The organism is Mesorhizobium sp. M1163 (genome assembly GCF_040318415.1).
GTDB lineage: Bacteria > Pseudomonadota > Alphaproteobacteria > Rhizobiales > Rhizobiaceae > Mesorhizobium.
In genome coordinates, this window is record NZ_JAMYMF010000013.1 from 14,141 (window position 1) to 32,807 (window position 18,667).

Below are 18,667 nucleotides of genomic sequence, written 5' to 3' on the forward strand. Positions count from 1 at the left end.
CCCGGAGGGACGTCCGGGCTTGACGGGCCAAAAGATGTTCTTTACCGAGAAAAAACATTTGGCCGGCAGGGCGAATATCGAAACAGGCGGGATGGTAGCGCCCTTCTGGCACATTGCGCCCCGGCCTTGTGCCGGTAAAAAGCCGAACGACCACAGACAGGCGAGGAGAAAAGCATGGCGGATCTGACAGGCAAGGTCGTTGTCGTCACGGCGGCGGCGCAAGGCATCGGCCGGGCAAGTGCGCTGGCTTTCGCCAAGGCCGGCGCCGTCGTCCATGCCACCGACATCAACGAAGTGGTGCTCGCCGACCTCGGCAAGACCCCCGGTATCAAGACCCGCAAGCTGGATGTCCTAAACGACGAGGCGGTGAACGTCGCTTTTGCCGAGATCGGCGCCGTCGACGTGCTGTTCAACTGCGCCGGCTTCGTCCATTCCGGCTCGATCCTCGAGATGAAGGACGGCGATCTCGACTTTGCCCATGATCTCAATGTCCGCTCGATGATCCGCACCATCCGCGCCGTGCTGCCCGGCATGCTTGAGCGCGGCGACGGCTCGATCATCAACATGGCGTCGCTGGCCAGCTCGACCAAGGGCGTGCCCAACCGTTTCGTCTATGGCCTGACCAAGGCGGCCGTTATCGGCCTGACCAAATCGGTTGCCGCCGACTATGTCGGCAAGGGCATACGCTGCAATGCGATCTGCCCGGGCACGGTCGAAAGCCCGTCGCTGCACGACCGCATGCACGCGCAGGGCGACTACGAAGCAGCCCGCGCCGCCTTCATCGCCCGTCAGCCGATGGGCCGGCTCGGCACGCCCGAGGAAATCGCCGACCTCGCCGTCTATCTCGCCGGTGCCACCTATACGTCGGGGCAGGCCTATAATATCGACGGTGGCTGGTCGATCTAGGAGTCTGAAATCTAATTCTGCCGGGCGCCTGGCGCGGCGTCCGCGCTTGCCTAGGCTCACGTACTTTAAGTACGCTCCGCTCCGGTTCTCGAAACCTACGCCATTCGCCGCAGCGGAGCGAGTTTGCAAACGGCCTCTGGTCGCAACTGGGAGAAAACTGCATGAAACTGCTGCGCTATGGCGAGGCGGGGAGCGAACGCCCTGGCCTCCTTGATGCGGATGGAACGATCCGCGACCTCTCCGCCCATGTCACCGACATTGCCGGCAGGGCGATCGACCCGGCATCGCTCGAGTCATTGTCGAAGCTCGATCCGAAATCGCTGCCGGCAGTTTCCGGCAAACCGCGCATCGGCGCCTGCGTCGCCGGCACCGGCAAATTCATCTGCATAGGCCTCAACTATTCCGACCATGCCGCAGAAACCGGCGCAACCGTGCCGCCGGAGCCGATCATCTTCATGAAGGCAAGCTCGGCCATTGTCGGGCCGAACGACGACGTGCTGATCCCGCGCGGCTCGGTGAAGACCGATTGGGAAGTCGAGCTCGGCGTGGTCATCGGCAAGACCGCAAAATATGTCACCGAAGCCGAGGCGCTGGACTATGTCGCCGGCTACTGCGTCGCACATGACGTCTCTGAACGCGCCTTCCAGGCCGAGCGGCAGGGCCAGTGGACCAAGGGCAAGTCCTGCGACACATTCGGGCCGATCGGCCCGTGGCTGGTGACCAAGGACGAGGTCAAGGACCCGCAGAACATTCCGATGTGGCTGACGGTCAACGGCAAGACCATGCAGAACGGCTCGACCAAGACCATGGTTTTCGGCGTCGCTTATCTCGTGTCTTATCTCAGCCAGTTCATGTCGCTGCATCCGGGCGACATCATCTCGACCGGGACGCCGCCGGGCGTCGGCCTCGGCATGAAGCCGCCGGTGTTCCTGAAGCCCGGCGATGTGGTCGAGCTCGGTATCGAAGGGCTGGGTATCCAGAAGCAGACGTTCAGGGCGGATGCGTAGAAACCTTCCCTTCTCCCCCTTGTGGGAGAAGGTGGATCGGCGCGCAGCGCCGAGACGGTTGAGGGGTGTTGGAAGGAACTCCAACGCCTCATTCCGTCTAGCACCTCTCATCTGACCGAGCTTCGCTCGGCCACCTTCTCCCGCAAGGGGAGAAGGAAGAGGGGCGCTACTTCATCACCTTGCCATCCGCTCCAAACCGATAGGTCTTTACCGGATCCGGCGTCGCATAGAGCGTGGTGCCGGGTTCGGCATTGTAGACGCCAAAAATGCGCACGGTGATCAAGCCGGCCTTCTCGCAGTCGAGATAGAGGTTGGTGTCGGCGCCGAGGTGCTCGGCATGCACGACCGTGCCTTTCCAGGCGCCGGATTTGGGATCGACGGTCAAATGTTCGGGCCGGACGCCGATGGTCTTTGCCGTTTCGCCAAGCCTGGTGCCGTCGACGAAATTCATCTTCGGTGAGCCGATGAAGCCGGCGACGAATTCATTTGCCGGCGAATTGTAAAGCTCCATCGGGCCGCCGATCTGCTCGATCTTGCCTGCGTTGAGGACCACAATCTTGTCGGCCAGCGTCATCGCCTCGACCTGGTCGTGGGTGACATAGATCATCGTCGCCTTCAGCCGACGGTGCAGCTGGGCGATCTCCAGCCTGGTGTTGACGCGCAGTGCGGCATCGAGGTTCGACAGCGGCTCGTCGAACAGAAAAAGCTTGGGTTCGCGCACCACGGCGCGGCCGATGGCGACGCGTTGACGCTGGCCGCCGGACAATTCGGCCGGGCGCCTTTCGAGGTAGGGCTCCAGCGACAGCATCGACGAGGCGATGCCGATGCGGCGGTCGATCTCGGCCGCCGGCGTGCCCGCCTGCTTGAGGCCGAGGCCCATATTGTTCTTCACCGTCAGATGCGGGTAGAGCGCATAGGTCTGGAACACCATGGCGATGCCGCGCTTGGCCGGCGGCGTGGCGGAAACGTCCGCCCCGTCGATGACCACGCGGCCCGAGGTCGAGTCCTCCAGCCCGGCAATGACCCTGAGCAGCGTCGACTTTCCGCAGCCGGATGGACCGACGAAGACGACGAACTCGCCATCCGTCACCTCGAGGTTGATGCCCTTCAGCACCTCGACCGGCCCGAAGGCCTTTTTCACGTTCTCGATGTTCAGCGAGCCCACGGCTTCGTCCCTGTTCTAGAGTTTCACGGCGAGGCCGCTGCGCACGCTCTCGTCGGCGGCAAGGCAGACGGCGAGCGACTTCACCGCGTCGTCCATGTGGCGGCCAAGATCGAGGTCCTCGCGGATCGCCTTCAGCACAAACGCCTGTTCGAGGTCACAGAGGTCCTGATGGCCGGGCTCGCCTTCCATCGACAGCATCTCGTCCGGTTTGGCGAACTTGCCGTCCGCGCCGGTTGCAGCACTGTGCAGGCGGATGGTCGAGGTCTTGGTGTGGGTGTCGATGTCGTCGGACCTGACGCCCTCCTTCATGACGATCGACACGCAGCCGTTGGGCGAGATCACGTCTTTGACGAAGAAAGCCGTCTCCGAAATCATCGGCCCCCAGCCGGCCTCGTACCAGCCGACCGAACCGTCGTCGAACAGCACCTGCAGGTGGCCGTAATTGTACATCGTGGGCGCAATCTCGTCGCTCAGCCGCAGCCCCATACCGCGCACCTCGACCGGCCTGGCGTCGGTGATCTGCAGCATCACGTCGAGATAATGCACGCCGCAGTCGACGATCGGCGACGTCGTTTGCATCAGCTGCTTGTGCGTCTCCCAGCTGTGTCCGGAGGATTGCTGGTTGAGATTCATGCGGAACACGTACGGGCCGCCGAGCTTCCGCGCCTCGGCGATCAGCCTGATCCAGGACGGGTGGTGGCGCAGGATGTAGCCGATCACCAGTTTCTTGCCGTTGGCCTTGGCCGCGGCTACGACGCGTTCTGCGTCCGCGACCGTCGTTGCCAGCGGCTTTTCGACAAAGACGTGGCAGCCAGCCTCGAATGCCTTGACCGCATAATCGGCATGGCTGTCGGAATAGGTGGCGATGCAGGCGACGTCAGGCCGTTCGTCACGCAGCGCCTCGTCGAATGAACGCCGGATGCCATAGCTCGAAAGCCCTTCCGGCAGCGGCACATCCGAGCGGTTGACCAGTGCGGTAATCTGGAAGCCCGGGTTGGTGTGATAGGCCAGCGCATGGCTGCGCCCCATATTGCCGAGCCCGGCGACGACGACGCGAAGGGGTGTTTGCGAACTCACTTGACCGCTCCCGAAGTGATGCCGCGGATCAGCTGCCGCGAGAAGATGACGTAGAGGATCAGCACCGGCATGATCGCCAGCGACAGTGCGGCCAGAATGGCGTTCCAGTTGGTGACAAACTGGCCGAGGAACAGCTGCGCGCCGAGCGTCACCGTCTTGGTCTCCTCCGACGGCGCCAGGATCAGCGGGAACCACAGGTCGTTCCAGATCGGGATCATGGTGAAGACCGCGACCGTCGCCATCGATGGCCGCACAAGCGGCAGCACCAGCCGGAAGAAGATGGTGTATTCGGACAGGCCGTCGATCCTGCCGGCATTCTTCAGATCGTCGGAGACTTGCTTCATGAATTCCGACAGGATGAAGACGGCGAGCGGCAGGCCTTGCGCCGTGTAGACCAGGATCAGCGCCGTCAGCGTGTTGACCAGCCCGCTCGCCACCATCAGCTGCAGGATGGCGACGGTGCCGAGGCGGATCGGGATCATGATGCCGAGCGCCAGGTAAAGCCCCATCAGCGAATTGCCGCGGAAGCGGTATTCCGACAGCGCGAAAGCCGCCATGGCGCCGAACAGAAGTACGAAGAACAGCGAGGCGACGGTGACGACAAGGCTATTCTGGAAATAGTGGATGAAGTCGCCCTGGCCGATCACCGTGGTGTAGCCGATCAAGTCGAAGGTCCCTGGCGTCGGCGGCGTCAGCGGCGCGCCGAAGATACCGGCACGTGATTTGAACGAATTCATGATCACGAGGATCACCGGAAACAGCGCGATCGCGGTGTAGGTCAGAAGGATCGCATGCGCGCCGATGGTGCGGGGCAGCGAACGGGTTGCCGTGCTCATGGTCACGCTCCCCTAAAACTGGTAGCGACGCAAGCGCGTCTGCACGAGGAATAGGTAGACGCAGACGCCGCCGAGGATGATCAGGAACATCATCGTGGCGATCGCCGCGCCCATATTGGGGTCGCCGACCTGCAGCTGGAAACCGAAGAAGGCGCGGTAGAGGAAGGTGCCGAGGATATCGGTCGAATAGTTCGGCCCGGCCAAGGCGCCTTGCGCCGTGTAGATCAGGTCGAAAGCGTTGAAATTGCCGACAAAGGTCAGGATCGAGATAATGCCGATCGACGGCAGGATGAGCGGCAGCTTGATCTTCCAGAATTGCGCCATGCCGGTGATGCCGTCGCATTCGGCGGCCTCGATCACCTCTTCGGGGATGGACAGCAGTGCCGCATAGATCAGCATCATCGGGATGCCGACGAACTGCCACACTGAGATCAGGCTGAGCGCGGTCAGTGCATATTGCGCCTTGCCGAGCCAGGGCGTGAACAGGCTTTTCAGGCCGACAAGGTCCATCATATGCGGCGCCACGCCCCATAGCGGCGACAGTATCAGCTTCCAGGCGAAGCCGACGATGACGAAGGACAGGATCGTCGGCACGAAGATTGCCGTGCGGTAGAAGGCGGAAAACCGCAATCGGGGGCTGGACAGAAGTGCTGCCAAAAGGACGCCGATCGGGTTCTGCACCAGCATGTGGATGATGAAGAACCAGACATTGTTCCGCAGCGCGTTCCAGAAATTGACCGACCAGTTGGGATCACCGAACAGCATGCGGAAATTTTCCAGTCCGACGAACACCTGCGACTGGTTGATGTTGCGGAACAGCGACAGCTGCAGCGTGCCGGCCAGCGGCAAGATCATGATCGCCGTATAGACCAGCAACGCCGGCGCCAGGAAAACGCCGATATGCCAGCGGAACGGTCTTTTCGGTGCTGCGGCCATGCGTTCGGTCCCCGCCGATCAGGTCTTGCTGTTGCCGTCAAAAGGCACGGCGCCTCCCTCCCCTCGAGGGGAGGGTGCCTCGCGAAGCGAGGCGGGTGGGGTCGGCCGAGGCAGCGCGCCATCATCGTTCGACCGTGCTTTCCAGCAACGATCAAGCCGCGGCCTGCCTCGACGACCCCCTCTGTCGCCTTTGGCGACATCTCCCCTTCGAGGGGGGAGATATCGCTTCGCCACGCCTTACTTCGCCGGCTTGTACCAGCTGTCGAGGCCGTCCTGCAGCTTCTTGGCGGCAGCTTCCGGCGTGTCGGTGCCGTTGATGACGTTGGCCGATTCAACCCACGTCTCGTTTTCGAGGTTCGGCGTGCCGCGCGACAGGATCTGGTAGGTCGAGCGAATCGTCGACTTGCACTTGCCGCGCCAGGAGACGAATTCCTGGGCCAGCGGGTCTTCCATCTTCACCGGCGTGTTGTTCAGGCTGAAGAAGCCGGGCAGCGCGTTGGCGTAGATGGTAGCGAAATCCGGCGAGGCCACCCAGGACAGGAAGGTCTTGGCCGCATCCGCGTTCTTCGAGGCCGCATTGAGGCCCATGCCGATATCGGTGTGGTCGGAGATGTAGCAGGTGTCGCCGGCCTTCTGCACCGGCGGCGGGAAGGCGCCCATCTTGAATTGCGCCTGCGTGTTGAACAGGCCAATTTCCCACGAGCCGGCCGGGTAGATGGCGGCGCGGCCGAGCGTGAACAGGTTCTGGCTGTCCGGATAGGTCTGCGCCTCGAAGCCGTCGCCGAGATAGTCCTTCCACTTGGCCAGTTCCTTGTAGGGCTCGACCCACTGCGGATCGGTCAGCTTCTGCTCGCCCTTGATCAGCGCCAGGCGGCCTTCCTCGCCCTTCCAGTAATTCGGGCCGATGTTCTGGTAGCCCATGGTCGCGGCTTCCCAGAGATCCTTGGTGCCCATCGCCATCGGGATGTAGGTGCCGTCGGCCTTGATCTTGTCGAGCGCGGCGTAGAACTCCTCATTGGTCGTCGGCACCTTGATGCCGAGCTTGTCGAAGGCGTCCTTGTTGTAGATGAAGCCATGGATGACCGAGGCCATCGGCACGCAGAAGCTCGACTTGCCGTCGTCGGTCTGCCAGGCGGCCTTGGCAACATCGGAGAAGTTCTCCATGCCGGGCAGCGTCGAGATATCGGCGAGATTGCCCTTCTTGAAGAGTTCCAGCGATTTGTCGAACGGGCGGCAGGTGATCAGGTCGCCGGCCGAGCCGGCGGCGAGCTTGGCGCCGAGGGCGGCGTCATATTCGGTCGGCGCCGACGGCGCGAATACCACCTTGATGCTGGGGTTCTTGGCCTCGAAAGCCGGGATCAGCTTGTCCTTCCAGATGGCAAGGTCGTCGCCGCGCCAGCTTTCGATGTTGAGCGTTACGTCGTCGGCATAAGCCACCCCGGCGGTGCCGAGAATGCTGGTGCCGAGAAGAAGTGCCGTCAGTAGCTTCGTTGTCATGCTCAGTCTCCCTGTTGACCTTTTTCAGGTTCGGTTTTGATGAGAACAGAGGCATTGCGCCCCTTGCTCCCCTCGATCGCGGAAAGGGCTGGCCGCAGCTTGTGGCCGGTCCCTTCCAGTATCTTCTCGGCCACATCGGCGCTGGCGGCGCCGGCGGCGAGCAGAATGGCGGTCTTGACGACGCCGCCGCTCTTTTCGAGCAGGCGGCCCGCCTCGTCCTTGTCGCGCCCGCTGACGGCGGCGACGATGCGCGCGGCGCGGTCGCGCAGCTTGATGTTGTCGGCCGTGAGGTTGACCATGTAGCCATCATGGACATGGCCGAGATGGATGGCTGCCAGCGTCGACAGCATGTTGAGTGCGATTTTCTGGGCGGTGCCGGCACCCATGCGCGTCGAGCCGGCAATCAGCTCCGGCGGTGTTTCGAGCAGAATGGCGATGTCGGCCAGCCGCAGCAGCGGCGTATCCCTGTTGTTGGCGATGGCAATGGTGGCCGCACCGCGGCGCCCGGCCTCCTCGATCGCCCTGACAGCATAGGGTGTCGAGCCGCTGGCCGAGACGGCGATCAGGCAATCGCCCTCGCCGATGCCGGCCCCGGCGACCGCAGCCGAAGCTTCGTCGGTGTCGTCTTCCGGTCCGCCGGCCAGTGTCTTGAAGGCCTCGTCGCCGCCGGCAATCAGGATGGCGATACGGTCGCGCTGGATGCCGAAAGTGCCCGGCAGCTCCAGCGCATCGGCCAATGCCATCAGGCCCGAGCTGCCGGCGGCCGCATAGGCGAGCTTGCCGCCGCTTTTCAGTCTGCTTGCGATGATTTCGGCTGCCGCGGCAATGGCAGGAATGGCGCCGTGAACGGCCTTGGCGGCCTCGATCTGCGCGTTGGCCAAAGAGGAAAGGACGGCTTCCGGGGCCTGGATATCCAGTCCCTCGGCATTGTGGTGAAGCGCTTCGGTGCGCGTTTCGGCCATCCGCTTTCCTCCAATCGAGAAAACCATACCAAAAAAATACCACTTGTCCACACGCATTAATCAAATCCTTGCGGTGGCGCAGGCTTGCGGACGAAATCAGCTGATTTTCCAACAAACTACGCCTTAACTTTTTTGAAACGGAAATTAATCCTTGGCTATTGGTATTTTATTGGTATTATCCGTCTGGAGGAGAAATCGCGTGAAATTCGTGCTCGGCATCGATGGCGGCGGCACCAGCTGCAGGGCGGCCCTTGCGACGGCCGATGGCAGCGTCCTCGGCCGCGCCAAAAGCGGCGCCGCCAACATCCGAACCGATCTCACCGGCGCCAGGGCCAACATCGTCGACGCGGCGCAGCAGGCCTTTGTCGCCGCGGGCAGAGATCCCGGACTGATCCCGCAAACTCCGGCCATTCTCGGCCTAGCCGGCGCCAATGTCGGCACCTACAGGCAGCAGCTCGAAGCGATCTTGCCGTTCCGCATCAGCCGTGTCGAGACCGACGCCGAGATCGCGCTGGAAGGCGCGGTCGGCTCTGGTGACGGCGCCATGGCCATACTCGGCACCGGCACCGCCTATATGGCGCGCAAGAACGGCCGATCGCGTGCCATCGGCGGCTGGGGGTTCCAGGTCGGCGACCAGGGCAGCGGCGCCCGCATCGGCCGCGACCTGCTCGAGCAGACGCTGCTCGCCTATGACGGCATCCGCGAAGGATCGCCACTGACGCAGGCCATGCTCGCCATCTTCCGCAACAATCCCGAGGATGTGGTCGAATTCACCACCAATGCCAAGCCCGGCGATTTCGGCGGCTTCGCACCCAAGGTGTTCGAACATGCCGAAAAAGGCGACGTCGTCGCTATCTGGATCCTCGACAAGGCGGTGGCCGATGTCGAGGCAGCACTTGGCGTGCTCGACCTTGGTGGCGACGATCCGCTTTGCCTGCTCGGCGGCCTGGCGCCGCTTTACGCGCCGCGCCTGTCGGCGCGCTACCGGGCGCTGCTGAAGCCGCCGCTCGACGACGCGCTGGGCGGCGCGGTTCAGATGGCGGTTCGGATTTTTACGAAGGCGGCGGAGGCGGCGCGATGAGCGACGCCGCCGACCAGATTTTCGCGGCGCTGAGACAATCGTCGCAGAGTGGCGCGCCACTCTATCTGCAGCTGAGGAAAAGCATCGAGGACGCCGTCAAACGCGGGCTGATCGGACCGGGCGATGCGCTGCCTTCCGAGCGCGACATCGCCAGCAAGGCCGATATTTCGCGCGTCACCGTGCGCAAGGCGGTGCAGGACCTGGTCAAGGGCGGCATCCTCGTCCAGCGTCATGGTTCCGGCACCTTCGTTGCGCCGCGCATGGAGCGCGTCGAGCAGTCCCTGTCGATGCTGACCTCGTTTACCGAGGACATGGCACGGCGCGGCATGGCGGTGCGTTCGGCCTGGCTCGACCGCGGCCTCTATCCGCCATCGCCCGACGAGATGATGGTGCTCGGCCTGGCGTCGAACGAATTGGTGGCGCGCGTCGCGCGCCTGCGCATTGCCAACGACACGCCGCTGGCGATCGAGCGCGCCTCACTATCGACAAGCGTGCTGCCCGATCCGGCGGCGATCGGTTCGTCGCTCTACGCGGCGCTGGAAAAGACCGGCAACAGGCCGGTGCGGGCGGTGCAGCGCATTTCCGCCACCAATCTCGGCGATGGCGACGCGCATCTGCTGGAAGTGCCGCCGGGCATTGCCGGCCTGCACATCGAGCGTATCTCCTATCTGGCGAGCGGCAAGGTGATCGAGTTCACCCGCTCCATCTACAGGGGCGACGCTTATGATTTTGTCGCCGAACTCCGGCTGAGCGGGCCGGGCGAAGAGGGCAGGCCATGACCGCAACAATGACCCATATGCGGCGCGAGATCGAGGAGATCCCCGAGGCCACCGCCCGCCTGCTCGACGGCTCGGCCGCGGTGCTGACGGAAGCCGGGCGCGGCATTCGCGAGCGCGATCCGAATTTCATCGTCACAGTGGCGCGCGGCTCGTCCGACCATGCCGCGACCTTCATGAAATATGCCGTGGAGCTGACCGCCGGGCTGGCGGTCGCATCGGTCGGCCCGTCGATCGCCTCGATCTATGGCGCCAAGCTGAAGCTGGGCGGCTCGGCCTGCCTGGCGATCTCGCAGTCGGGCAAGAGCCCGGACATCGTTGCGATGGCGCGAGCGGCGCGGGCCGGCGGTTCGCTGACCGTCGCCATCACCAACACCGCCGATTCGCCGCTCGCGCGGGCTTCGGACTACGCGATCGACATCCTTGCCGGACCGGAGCGCAGCGTCGCAGCGACGAAGACCTTCGTCAATTCGGCGGTCGCAGGGCTCGCTCTGATGGCGCATTGCACCGGCGACGACAAACTTCTGGCAGCACTTGCCCGCTTGCCGGAGCATTTTCGGAAGGCGATCGCTTGCGACTGGATGGCGCTGGCCGGGGCACTCGAGACGCCGAACTCGCTGTTCATCCTTGGCCGGGGCCCGTCGGCGGCGATCGCCAACGAGGCGGCGCTGAAATTCAAGGAAACCTGCGCCATGCATGCGGAAGCCTATAGTGCCGCCGAAGTCATGCACGGCCCGCTGGCGCTAGTCGGTCCCGGCTTCCCAGTGCTGGCGCTGGCTGCCCGCGATGCGTCCGAACCATCCGTCGCCGAGGCCGCCGACAGCCTGGCCGGCAAGGGCGCCGCTGTCTTTGTGACTTCGGACAAGGCAAAGAAGGCGCAGCCTCTGCCGCATGTCGCCACCGGTCATCCGCTGACCGACCCGCTGACACTGATCGTGTCGTTCTATGGTTTCGTCGAGGCTTTTGCCCGCCATCGCGGCCTCGACCCAGACACGCCGCCCAATCTGCGCAAGGTGACGGAAACGCTATGAGCGATCGCTTTGCGCTGACCGGCGCCCGGATATTCGATGGCGATGACTGGCACGACAATGCGGCGCTTGTCGTGCGCGACGGCCTCGTCGAGGCCATCGTTGCCGCCGGCGCCGTCCCATCCGGTGTTGCGCCTATCGAGACCGGCGGCGGTATGCTGGTTCCGGGTTTCGTGGATTTGCAGGTCAATGGCGGTGGCGGCGTCATGCTCAACGACCATCCCGACGTCCCCTCGATCGAGACCATCTGCCGGGCGCACGCGCCCTTCGGCACGACGGCGCTATTGCCGACGCTGATCACCGACACGTCCGAGATCACCGCCGCGGCGGTTGCCGCCGGAGCAGAGGCCGCACAACGGAAGGTGCCGGGCTTCCTAGGCCTGCATCTCGAAGGCCCGCATCTGTCGATCGCCCGCAAGGGCGCACATGACCCGGCCTTGATCCGGCCGATGCTAGATCCCGACCAGGCGATGCTGATCGCGACGCGGAAAAACCTGCCGGTGCTGCTGACTACGGTGGCGCCCGAATCCGTCGAGCCCGACCAGGTATCGGCGCTCAGCAATGCCGGCGTCATCGTCAGCATCGGCCATTCCGATACCGACTATGCCACGGCCCGCACCTTTTCCGAGGCCGGCGCAACGGTGGTCACCCATCTTTTCAACGCGATGAGCCAGATCGGCAATCGCGAGCCGGGGCTGGCGGGCGCGGCAATCGATACCGGCACATTCTATGCCGGCATCATCGCCGACGGTATCCATGTCGATCCGGCCACCATGGCCATCGCCTTGCGCGCCAAGCAGGGGCCGGGCAAGATCCTGCTCGTCACCGACGCCATGGCGACGATCGGCACCGACATGACCTCGTTCACGCTGAACGGTCGCACCATCCACCGCAAGGATGGCAGGCTGACACTTGCCGACGGCACGCTGGCGGGCGCGGATCTCGACATGATTTCCGCGGTGCGCTTCGTGCATCGCGTGGTCGGTCTCGACCTCGACGAAGCCTTGCGCATGGCCTCGCTCTATCCGGCGCAGGCGATCGGCCAGTCGCACCGGCTCGGGCGCTTCGCCAGGGGAACCGCCGCCAACATCGTTTCGTTGTCGGACGATCTGGACATGAAAAGCGTCTGGATCGACGGCGCCAGGGTTTTTGCAGCCAGCCCTGCTTGTTAGGGTTAGCCGGCTTTGGACGTATAGAGGTCTTTGTAGGCTTCGCGCAGCAGGTTCTTCTGCACCTTGCCCATCGTGTTGCGCGGCAGTTCGTCGACGAAGATCACCTGTTTCGGATGCTTGTACCTGGCGAGGTGCCCAGCGATGGCCTCGATGATCGCGGCGGCGCTGATCGTCGAGCCCGGCGCCCTCACCACGATCGCCGTGACACCCTCGCCGAAATCCGGATGGACAACGCCGATGACAGCGCTTTCGGCAACACCGGCAAGAGCGTCGATCTCGCTCTCCACTTCCTTCGGGTAGATATTGTAGCCGCCGGAAATGATCAGGTCCTTGCCGCGGCCGACGATGTGGACATAGCCGTCGGCATCGATCAGCCCGAGATCGCCGGTGATGAAGTAGCCGTCGTCGCGGAATTCCGCCCTGGTCTTTTCCGGCATGCGCCAGTAGCCGCAAAAGACGTTCGGGCCCTTGACCTCGATCATGCCGACCTCGCCCCGGGCAAGTGTTTCGCCGCCATCGGGATCGGAGATGCGCAGGCAGACGCCGGGCAAAGGGAAGCCGACCGTGCCGGCACGCCGCTCGCCCTCGTACGGGTTCGACGTGTTCATGTTGGTCTCGGTCATGCCGTAGCGCTCGAGGATGGCGTGGCCGGTGCGCTCGCGCCACGCTCTGTGCGTCTCGGCCAAAAGCGGTGCCGAGCCGGAAATGAACACCCGGATGTTTTTCGCCGCTTGCCGGTTCAAACCGTCCTGCTGCAGCAGGCGGACGTAGAAGGTCGGCACGCCCATCAGCGCGGTGGCGCGCGGCAGTAGCGAGACGATGCGGGTCGGGTCGAATTTGGTTTCGAACAGCATCGAGGCGCCGGCCATCAGGACGACATTGGTGGCGACGAAAAGGCCATGCGTGTGGAAAACCGGCAGCGCGTGAATCAGCACGTCTGCGGCAGTGAAGCGCCAGAGGTCGACCAGCACCCGCGCATTCGAGGCGAGGTTTTCGTGGCTGAGCATGGCGCCTTTCGAACGGCCGGTGGTGCCGGACGTGTAGAGGATCGCGGCAAGGTCGTCCGGTCCGCGCGCCACATCGTGGAAGTCCACGGCCGCCTCAGAGGCTCGATCAGTCAACGAACCCTCGCCCTTGCTGCCGAGTGTCGCGACCGCAGCGCCCGAGGTCTGCGCCAAAGCGCCGATCTCGCCCGCTCGCGCCGGGTCGCAGACGACCAGTCGCGGCTCGGCATCCCTGAAGAAATAGTCGAGCTCGGTCAGCGTATAGGCGGTATTGAGCGGCAGGAAGATCGCGCCGGCACGCAGGCAGGCGAGATAAAGGAAAATGGCCTCCGGGCTCTTCTCGACCTGAACGGCGACGCGGTCGCCGGCTTCGACGCCCAGCTGCGACAGCGCATGCGCCAGTTGAGCGGAGCGCGCCAGCGTCTCGCCATAGCTGATCGAGCGCCCATCCTCTGTCTCCATCAAAAGGCGTTCGGGCGCGGGCATCCGGGCACGGAAAGCATCGAACAGATGGTTGCTCATATTTCCCCCCGAGCGGCTGGTCCGGCCGGACGGCAGCGGTCAGCCGGCCGCCTTGTCCGCCGCTGCCCTGATTGCCTCGATGTTTGCCCGGTAGGCGTCGACGCTGCCGCCCTTGAAGATAGCCGCGCCGGCGACCAGCACGCTGGCGCCGGCCGCGGTGACAAGGGGCGCAGTTTCAGGCGAAATGCCGCCGTCGATCTCGATCCGGATCGGCCGGTTGCCGATCAGCGCCTTCACCCGCTTCACCTTGTCGACGATCGCTGGAATGAAAGCCTGGCCGCCGAACCCCGGATTGACCGTCATGATCAGGACCAGATCAAGCCGGTCGAGCACGTATTCGATCATCGTTTCCGGTGTCGCCGGGTTGAGTGACACGCCGGCCTTCTTGCCAAGGTTTTTGATCGTCTGCAGCGAGCGGTCGAGATGTGGCCCGGCTTCGGCGTGCACCGTGATGCCGTCGCAGCCGGCCTCGGCGAAGGCGGCCAGATAGGGGTCGGCCGGCGCGATCATCAGATGGCAGTCGAAAAACGCCTCGGTGCGGTTGCGGATCGCCTTGATCACCGGTGGCCCAAACGTGATGTTCGGGACGAAATGCCCGTCCATGACGTCGAGGTGGATCCAGTCGGCGCCGGCGGCCGTCACCGCCTCGACCTCGTCGCCGAGCTTCGAGAAATCGGAAGCAAGCACCGATGGCGCGATCAGGGTTTTTTTGCTCATGATGCGGCCTTCCCGTACGCCCCGGTTTGCGGACCCTCTGTCTGTATCGACTGCCTAGACCATGAGTCCGGAAAGTGGAAGCCGGTTTGTCCTTCCGCCGATGCAGCGGCTTCAGGTTTGCGCTGCCTTCTCATCTGCCCGCTGAAGAAAAACCCCGCCGGATCGCTCCGGCGGGTATTGGGTGACGAGTACGGTCACTGTTTGAAGTTCTGGATTTCCCGCGCCGTATCCTATTGCTCCGGCTGCGGCTTGCGCCTTGGCACGACCTGCTGAGGAACATTCGGATTCAGCAGCAGGTTCGGCTCAAGCGTCGATTTCCTGCGGACCGGGACGCAGTCCGGATATCGTCCGACCGTTCCGATAGGGCAGCGCCGCTTGATGATCGGCTGGCACTGGCCATTGATCGGCCGCGCGCCCGGTGCGCATTCCAGCCGTGGTTTGCGGCAGGCGCCGTCGCGCAGCTCTGTCCCACGCGGACAGACGCAGGCGCCGCGCTTGTTGTGGATCTGGCCAGGTATCGGGCACTCCACCACAACCGGCTTCTTGCGCCTGCAGGCATTGCCCTGCAGTTCCGTGCCCCGGGGGCAGACGCAATCGCCGTTGGCGTCGTGGATCTGACCACGGATCGTGCACTGCTTGGGCTGCGGCCGAATTGGCCGGCAGGCATTGCCCCTGACTTCCGTGCCCCTCGGGCAGATGCAATCGCCAGCGGCGTTATGGATCTGGCCCCGAATGGTGCACTGTTCGGGCTTTGGCTGGATTGGCCGGCAGGCATTGCCCCTGACTTCCGTACCTCTCGGGCAGACGCAATCGCCAGCGGCGTTGTGGATCTGACCCCGAATGATGCATTGCTCGGGCTGCGGCTTGTTGCCCACGCAAGCGCCGTTCTCCAGCTCGGTCCCGCGCGGGCAGACGCAGCGTCCGTCATCGGTACGGATCTGGCCTTTGAGCAGGACGCAAGGTTTTGGCTTCGGCACGATGACCGTGCCTCCGCCGGACGAGCATTGGCCGTTACGGAAGGTCGTGCCTGGCGGGCAGACGCAGTTGCCGGCGTCGTTCATGACGAAGCCTTGCGAGCATTCCTTCTTCACCTCATGCGTGATGATAAAGGGATGGCAGGCATAGGCCTTGCCTCGATCGCCCTGCACATTGGCGGCACCACGAGACAACACGTCGCCACCGCCTTGCACCGGCGTCTTCGGAGACAGCACGCCGACGCAGTTCTGGCCGTTGACAGTGCCCTGCAGATTGGTCAGACGGCCATCGTCGGGAATGATCACGGTCACATTGTGCACATGGCTTTCCCCGGCGCCGAGCGTCAGTTGGGCGATGCAGGACAGAGGCAAGGTTGCCGGCTCCTGCGAGCAGCCGAAGGGCGGATCGATCGAGGTGATCGCAACGCCTTCCAGCCGGCCGAGGCCTTCGACGCCGATCGCATCGCCGATGCGAACCGGACCGGAGAAGGCGCTCGTCCCATCGTTCGTGATGGTGATCTTGAACGAGCAGGGCTGGCCGGGCTTGCACTCGGCGTCGCCAGTCTTCTCGACGCGGATGGTCGAGGCGCCGCCGCCCTTGGCGCAGGCCTGGCCGATCGGATAGACGATATCGTCTCCCGGAGCCGGGCCGTAGGAGCCGCGTGCGCAGTTCTCGAATTCGCCGTTCGCGGCAACCGTCACGTCGAAATGGCGGCTGGTTCCAGGCGTCATAACGGCGCCGGGAATCTGGCACGACAGCGCATTGGCCGGAACCGGTCCGCAAGCCCATTCCGCGCCGTCTGGGGTGACGCTCTGGATCTGGACCGGCGCTCCGCCGGCTATCAGCGTCGCGGCATCGTTGACCCGCAACGGACCGGTCGGGGCTGTGGCGCCGAGGCTGATGACGGTAATGCGGCAGGAAACGACCGCAGCACCGGCCAGCGAGCCATTGCACACCTTGGTGATGCGCATGGCCGGCTGCCCGCCATTCGGATGACGGATGCGTTCCTTGGCGCAGGCCCTGTTGTTGGTGATGTCGTTCTCACCGGGAATGGCCTTCACCTCGGCGCAGTTCTCGACACTATCGGGCCGGAAGTTGGCCGGCATCACCGCCCTGACGAAGATCGGCGTCGAGGCGCCCGGCATAAGCGCGATGCCGGGATTGTCGCAGCGGAACTTGCCGGAACCGTTCGGTCCGCACGTCCATGGCGGCGTCGGGCCGAAGGTCGAGGATGCCGGCGCGCCGCCCGGATAGCTATCGACGACCGTCAGCGGCCCATTGTAGGGGACGCTGCCATTGTTGATGATGTCGATCACGAAGGTGCAGACGCCATCGGCCGAACAGAATTCGGTGCGGGCGCGCTTCTTCAGGATCAGGTCGACCTTCTTCTCCACCGGTGGCCGGCAGTCGCGGTCACGATCGCCACGGCGGCAGACCGGGATCGACGCACAGCCGCGGTCGTTTAGCTGGCTGCCGAAAAGCGGCTTGCCGCTGGCGCCGTAATTGTAGGTGGCGCAGTTGCGCAAAACGCTGCCTTGCCAGCCTGCGGCCGGCTTGAAGCCGAGCTTGAGGTCGACAGAGGCACCCGGATTGAGCGTGGTCACCGGATGGGTGCAAATCGTCGGGGTGATTCCAGGCGCGCAGACCCAGGGCGGGTTCGGCCCTGAACCGAGGGTGGAGCCGGCCGGCAGGGTGACTTCGTCGAGCACGATCTTGCCGTGGTAGGGCGCATCGCCGACATTGGTGACCCTGATGGTGAAGTCGCAGCCGCCCATCGTGCAACGTTGCACGTCGGCGCGCTTTTCGACTTTCAGATCCGGTTCCTTGTCCTTCGGCGGGCAGCGCTGATCACGCGGGATGACGATGTCGACGGTCTGCGTGCAGCACAGGCCCCAGCCCTCCTTCGGGCCGGCATAGGTTTCGATACCGGTGACGATGATGTGGATAACGTCGCCGGGTGAAGCACCGACGATCTTCCAGTTGAGCACACCGCCGCCGGCCGGCACCAATTGGGTGTCGGGAATGATTGTGATGCCGGGTGTCGTCGTCGAAAGCTGCACCCATTTGCCAGCCATCTCTGGGCCGACCGGCATATGGTAGATGAAGGCGCCGCCGCCGGGCACGCAATCGACCGTGCCTCGCTCCACCTTGAAGCATTCACGATTGCCAGGAGGTGGAGGCGGTGGGTTGCACTCGGTGACGTCGATCTTGATCGACGTCTTTGCACCCGTGAGATAGTTGCCGTCGTCCGGCTTGCCCGGGTCCTGCGACGGAATTTCGACGCCAGCACCGCGGTCGCCGCGGCTCACCTTGATCAGCCCCTGGTTATCGACGATTGCCGGCGACGGAAACGCCGCATGGTCGATCTTGGCGGTGATCTGGAAGGTGATGGCGCGCTCGTTCGCAGCGCCGATGCCGTCGAGGTCGCTGGCGGAAATCCGGAAATCGGACACCGTCGCCGTATCGTCCGGGCCAGCCGAACTGCTGATCGCAGCGCCGGGCAGCGGTCCGCCGGATGCGTCGGTGCCGTCGCCGGTCACATGCACGCCGACAATCCGCAGGCCGTGCGGGAGTTGGTCCCTGAAGTCGAGCCTGACCTTTTTCAGCATGGCCGCGAGGCCCGGGCCGGCAAAACCCTGCGGATTGCCGCGCAAGCCAAAGCTCAGCGAGTATACGACATAGTCGCAGCCTCTCTGGCCGCCTTTCTTGGTGAAGAAGGGCACGATCCGGCCCGGCTCCGGGTTGACGATGCGAGGATTGTCGAAATCGAGCTTGGGATCTGGAATGACAGTGCCTGCATCGGCAGGCTTGGCCTTGGCCGGAGCAAGGTCTTCAGCGAAGCCTTGCAGCGGGCTCAGCATGGCGACCGCGATACCGGCCGCCATCAGCCAGCGCGCGCTCCGCCTGGCGAGTGACAGGGGTTTCATGACGGTCTCCATGACGATTGATTGTTTGCCGGTTGATTGGCTGCTCGTCGCAAGCGGGGACTGTGCAAGATTGCTCATC

General features: G+C 64.1%; 15 protein-coding genes. 6 read left to right on the forward strand and 9 right to left on the reverse strand.

Annotated features, from left to right (window positions below; translation table 11 throughout):
* Positions 1 to 174: 174 nt before the first annotated feature.
* On the forward strand, positions 175 to 906 hold the full coding sequence (locus NKH43_RS14380; RefSeq protein ID WP_352481414.1) for an SDR family oxidoreductase: 732 nt from the start codon (positions 175 to 177) through the stop codon (positions 904 to 906).
* Between the two features lie 161 nt (positions 907 to 1,067).
* On the forward strand, positions 1,068 to 1,913 hold the full coding sequence (locus NKH43_RS14385; RefSeq protein ID WP_023720565.1) for a fumarylacetoacetate hydrolase family protein: 846 nt from the start codon (positions 1,068 to 1,070) through the stop codon (positions 1,911 to 1,913).
* Positions 1,914 to 2,079: 166 nt separating this feature from the next.
* On the opposite strand, the gene NKH43_RS14390 is transcribed toward NKH43_RS14385, so the two are convergent.
* From NKH43_RS14390 to NKH43_RS14415, 6 genes are all read right to left on the reverse strand, one after another.
* Positions 2,080 to 3,078 carry an ABC transporter ATP-binding protein gene (locus NKH43_RS14390; protein WP_023718925.1) on the reverse strand — a complete coding sequence of 333 codons (999 nt, stop codon included), beginning with the start codon at positions 3,076 to 3,078 and terminating at the stop codon, positions 2,080 to 2,082.
* A gap of 15 nt (positions 3,079 to 3,093) precedes the next feature.
* Positions 3,094 to 4,155: a Gfo/Idh/MocA family protein gene (locus NKH43_RS14395; protein WP_023718924.1), complete on the reverse strand. Its 1,062-nt coding sequence runs from the start codon at positions 4,153 to 4,155 to the stop codon at positions 3,094 to 3,096.
* Positions 4,152 to 4,991: a carbohydrate ABC transporter permease gene (locus NKH43_RS14400; RefSeq protein ID WP_023718923.1), complete on the reverse strand. Its 840-nt coding sequence runs from the start codon at positions 4,989 to 4,991 to the stop codon at positions 4,152 to 4,154. Before NKH43_RS14400 ends, NKH43_RS14395 begins: the two co-directional genes overlap by 4 nt.
* Positions 4,992 to 5,003: 12 nt before the next feature.
* Positions 5,004 to 5,927 (reverse strand): carbohydrate ABC transporter permease, encoded by a 924-nt coding sequence (locus tag NKH43_RS14405; protein ID WP_023718922.1) that lies wholly within the window; start codon positions 5,925 to 5,927, stop codon positions 5,004 to 5,006.
* Positions 5,928 to 6,164: 237 nt separating this feature from the next.
* Entirely contained in the window at positions 6,165 to 7,424 is a 1,260-nt protein-coding gene (locus NKH43_RS14410; protein WP_352858740.1) for an ABC transporter substrate-binding protein, read from the reverse strand.
* 2 nt (positions 7,425 to 7,426) lie between these two features.
* Positions 7,427 to 8,386 carry an N-acetylmuramic acid 6-phosphate etherase gene (locus NKH43_RS14415; RefSeq protein ID WP_352858742.1) on the reverse strand — a complete coding sequence of 320 codons (960 nt, stop codon included), beginning with the start codon at positions 8,384 to 8,386 and terminating at the stop codon, positions 7,427 to 7,429.
* Between the two features lie 199 nt (positions 8,387 to 8,585).
* Between NKH43_RS14415 and NKH43_RS14420 the strand changes: the two genes are divergently transcribed.
* From NKH43_RS14420 to nagA, 4 genes are read left to right on the forward strand one after another with little or no spacing between them, the layout of a single operon-like run.
* Positions 8,586 to 9,467, forward strand: coding sequence for a glucosamine kinase nucleotide-binding domain-containing protein (locus NKH43_RS14420; protein WP_023718919.1), 882 nt, complete (start codon positions 8,586 to 8,588; stop codon positions 9,465 to 9,467).
* Positions 9,464 to 10,246 carry a GntR family transcriptional regulator gene (locus tag NKH43_RS14425; protein WP_023718918.1) on the forward strand — a complete coding sequence of 261 codons (783 nt, stop codon included), beginning with the start codon at positions 9,464 to 9,466 and terminating at the stop codon, positions 10,244 to 10,246. Before NKH43_RS14420 ends, NKH43_RS14425 begins: the two co-directional genes overlap by 4 nt.
* Positions 10,243 to 11,274, forward strand: coding sequence for an SIS domain-containing protein (locus NKH43_RS14430; protein ID WP_352495468.1), 1,032 nt, complete (start codon positions 10,243 to 10,245; stop codon positions 11,272 to 11,274). The genes NKH43_RS14425 and NKH43_RS14430 overlap by 4 nt, the downstream gene beginning before the upstream one ends.
* Positions 11,271 to 12,443: an N-acetylglucosamine-6-phosphate deacetylase gene (gene nagA, locus NKH43_RS14435; RefSeq protein WP_023718916.1), complete on the forward strand. Its 1,173-nt coding sequence runs from the start codon at positions 11,271 to 11,273 to the stop codon at positions 12,441 to 12,443. Before NKH43_RS14430 ends, nagA begins: the two co-directional genes overlap by 4 nt.
* Positions 12,444 to 12,445: 2 nt before the next feature.
* Here nagA and NKH43_RS14440 read toward each other — a convergent pair whose 3' ends face one another.
* The 3 genes from NKH43_RS14440 to NKH43_RS14450 form a co-directional block, all read right to left on the reverse strand.
* Complete coding sequence (locus NKH43_RS14440; protein WP_352549622.1) at positions 12,446 to 13,969, reverse strand: malonate--CoA ligase; 1,524 nt, start codon at positions 13,967 to 13,969, stop codon at positions 12,446 to 12,448.
* 39 nt (positions 13,970 to 14,008) lie between these two features.
* The gene (rpe, locus tag NKH43_RS14445; RefSeq protein WP_023718915.1) at positions 14,009 to 14,686 is read right to left on the reverse strand and encodes a ribulose-phosphate 3-epimerase; all 678 of its coding nucleotides are present in this window, start codon (positions 14,684 to 14,686) and stop codon (positions 14,009 to 14,011) included.
* Between the two features lie 230 nt (positions 14,687 to 14,916).
* Positions 14,917 to 18,666 carry a DUF7929 domain-containing protein gene (locus NKH43_RS14450; protein WP_352858744.1) on the reverse strand — a complete coding sequence of 1,250 codons (3,750 nt, stop codon included), beginning with the start codon at positions 18,664 to 18,666 and terminating at the stop codon, positions 14,917 to 14,919.
* Position 18,667 lies beyond the last annotated feature (1 nt).

Excerpts from the sequence above, each read along its gene's own strand:
- NKH43_RS14380 (WP_352481414.1), top strand. The coding sequence starts at position 175 with ATGGCGGATCTGACAGGCAAGGTCGTTGTCGTCACGGCGGCGGCGCAA.
- NKH43_RS14440 (WP_352549622.1), bottom strand. The coding sequence starts at position 13,969 with ATGAGCAACCATCTGTTCGATGCTTTCCGTGCCCGGATGCCCGCGCCC.
- NKH43_RS14410 (WP_352858740.1), bottom strand. The coding sequence starts at position 7,424 with ATGACAACGAAGCTACTGACGGCACTTCTTCTCGGCACCAGCATTCTC.
- NKH43_RS14425 (WP_023718918.1), top strand. The coding sequence starts at position 9,464 with ATGAGCGACGCCGCCGACCAGATTTTCGCGGCGCTGAGACAATCGTCG.
- NKH43_RS14385 (WP_023720565.1), top strand. The coding sequence starts at position 1,068 with ATGAAACTGCTGCGCTATGGCGAGGCGGGGAGCGAACGCCCTGGCCTC.
- NKH43_RS14400 (WP_023718923.1), bottom strand. The coding sequence starts at position 4,991 with ATGAGCACGGCAACCCGTTCGCTGCCCCGCACCATCGGCGCGCATGCG.
- NKH43_RS14405 (WP_023718922.1), bottom strand. The coding sequence starts at position 5,927 with ATGGCCGCAGCACCGAAAAGACCGTTCCGCTGGCATATCGGCGTTTTC.
- nagA (WP_023718916.1), top strand. The coding sequence starts at position 11,271 with ATGAGCGATCGCTTTGCGCTGACCGGCGCCCGGATATTCGATGGCGAT.
- rpe (WP_023718915.1), bottom strand. The coding sequence starts at position 14,686 with ATGAGCAAAAAAACCCTGATCGCGCCATCGGTGCTTGCTTCCGATTTC.
- NKH43_RS14430 (WP_352495468.1), top strand. The coding sequence starts at position 10,243 with ATGACCGCAACAATGACCCATATGCGGCGCGAGATCGAGGAGATCCCC.
- NKH43_RS14450 (WP_352858744.1), bottom strand. The coding sequence starts at position 18,666 with ATGAGCAATCTTGCACAGTCCCCGCTTGCGACGAGCAGCCAATCAACC.
- NKH43_RS14415 (WP_352858742.1), bottom strand. The coding sequence starts at position 8,386 with ATGGCCGAAACGCGCACCGAAGCGCTTCACCACAATGCCGAGGGACTG.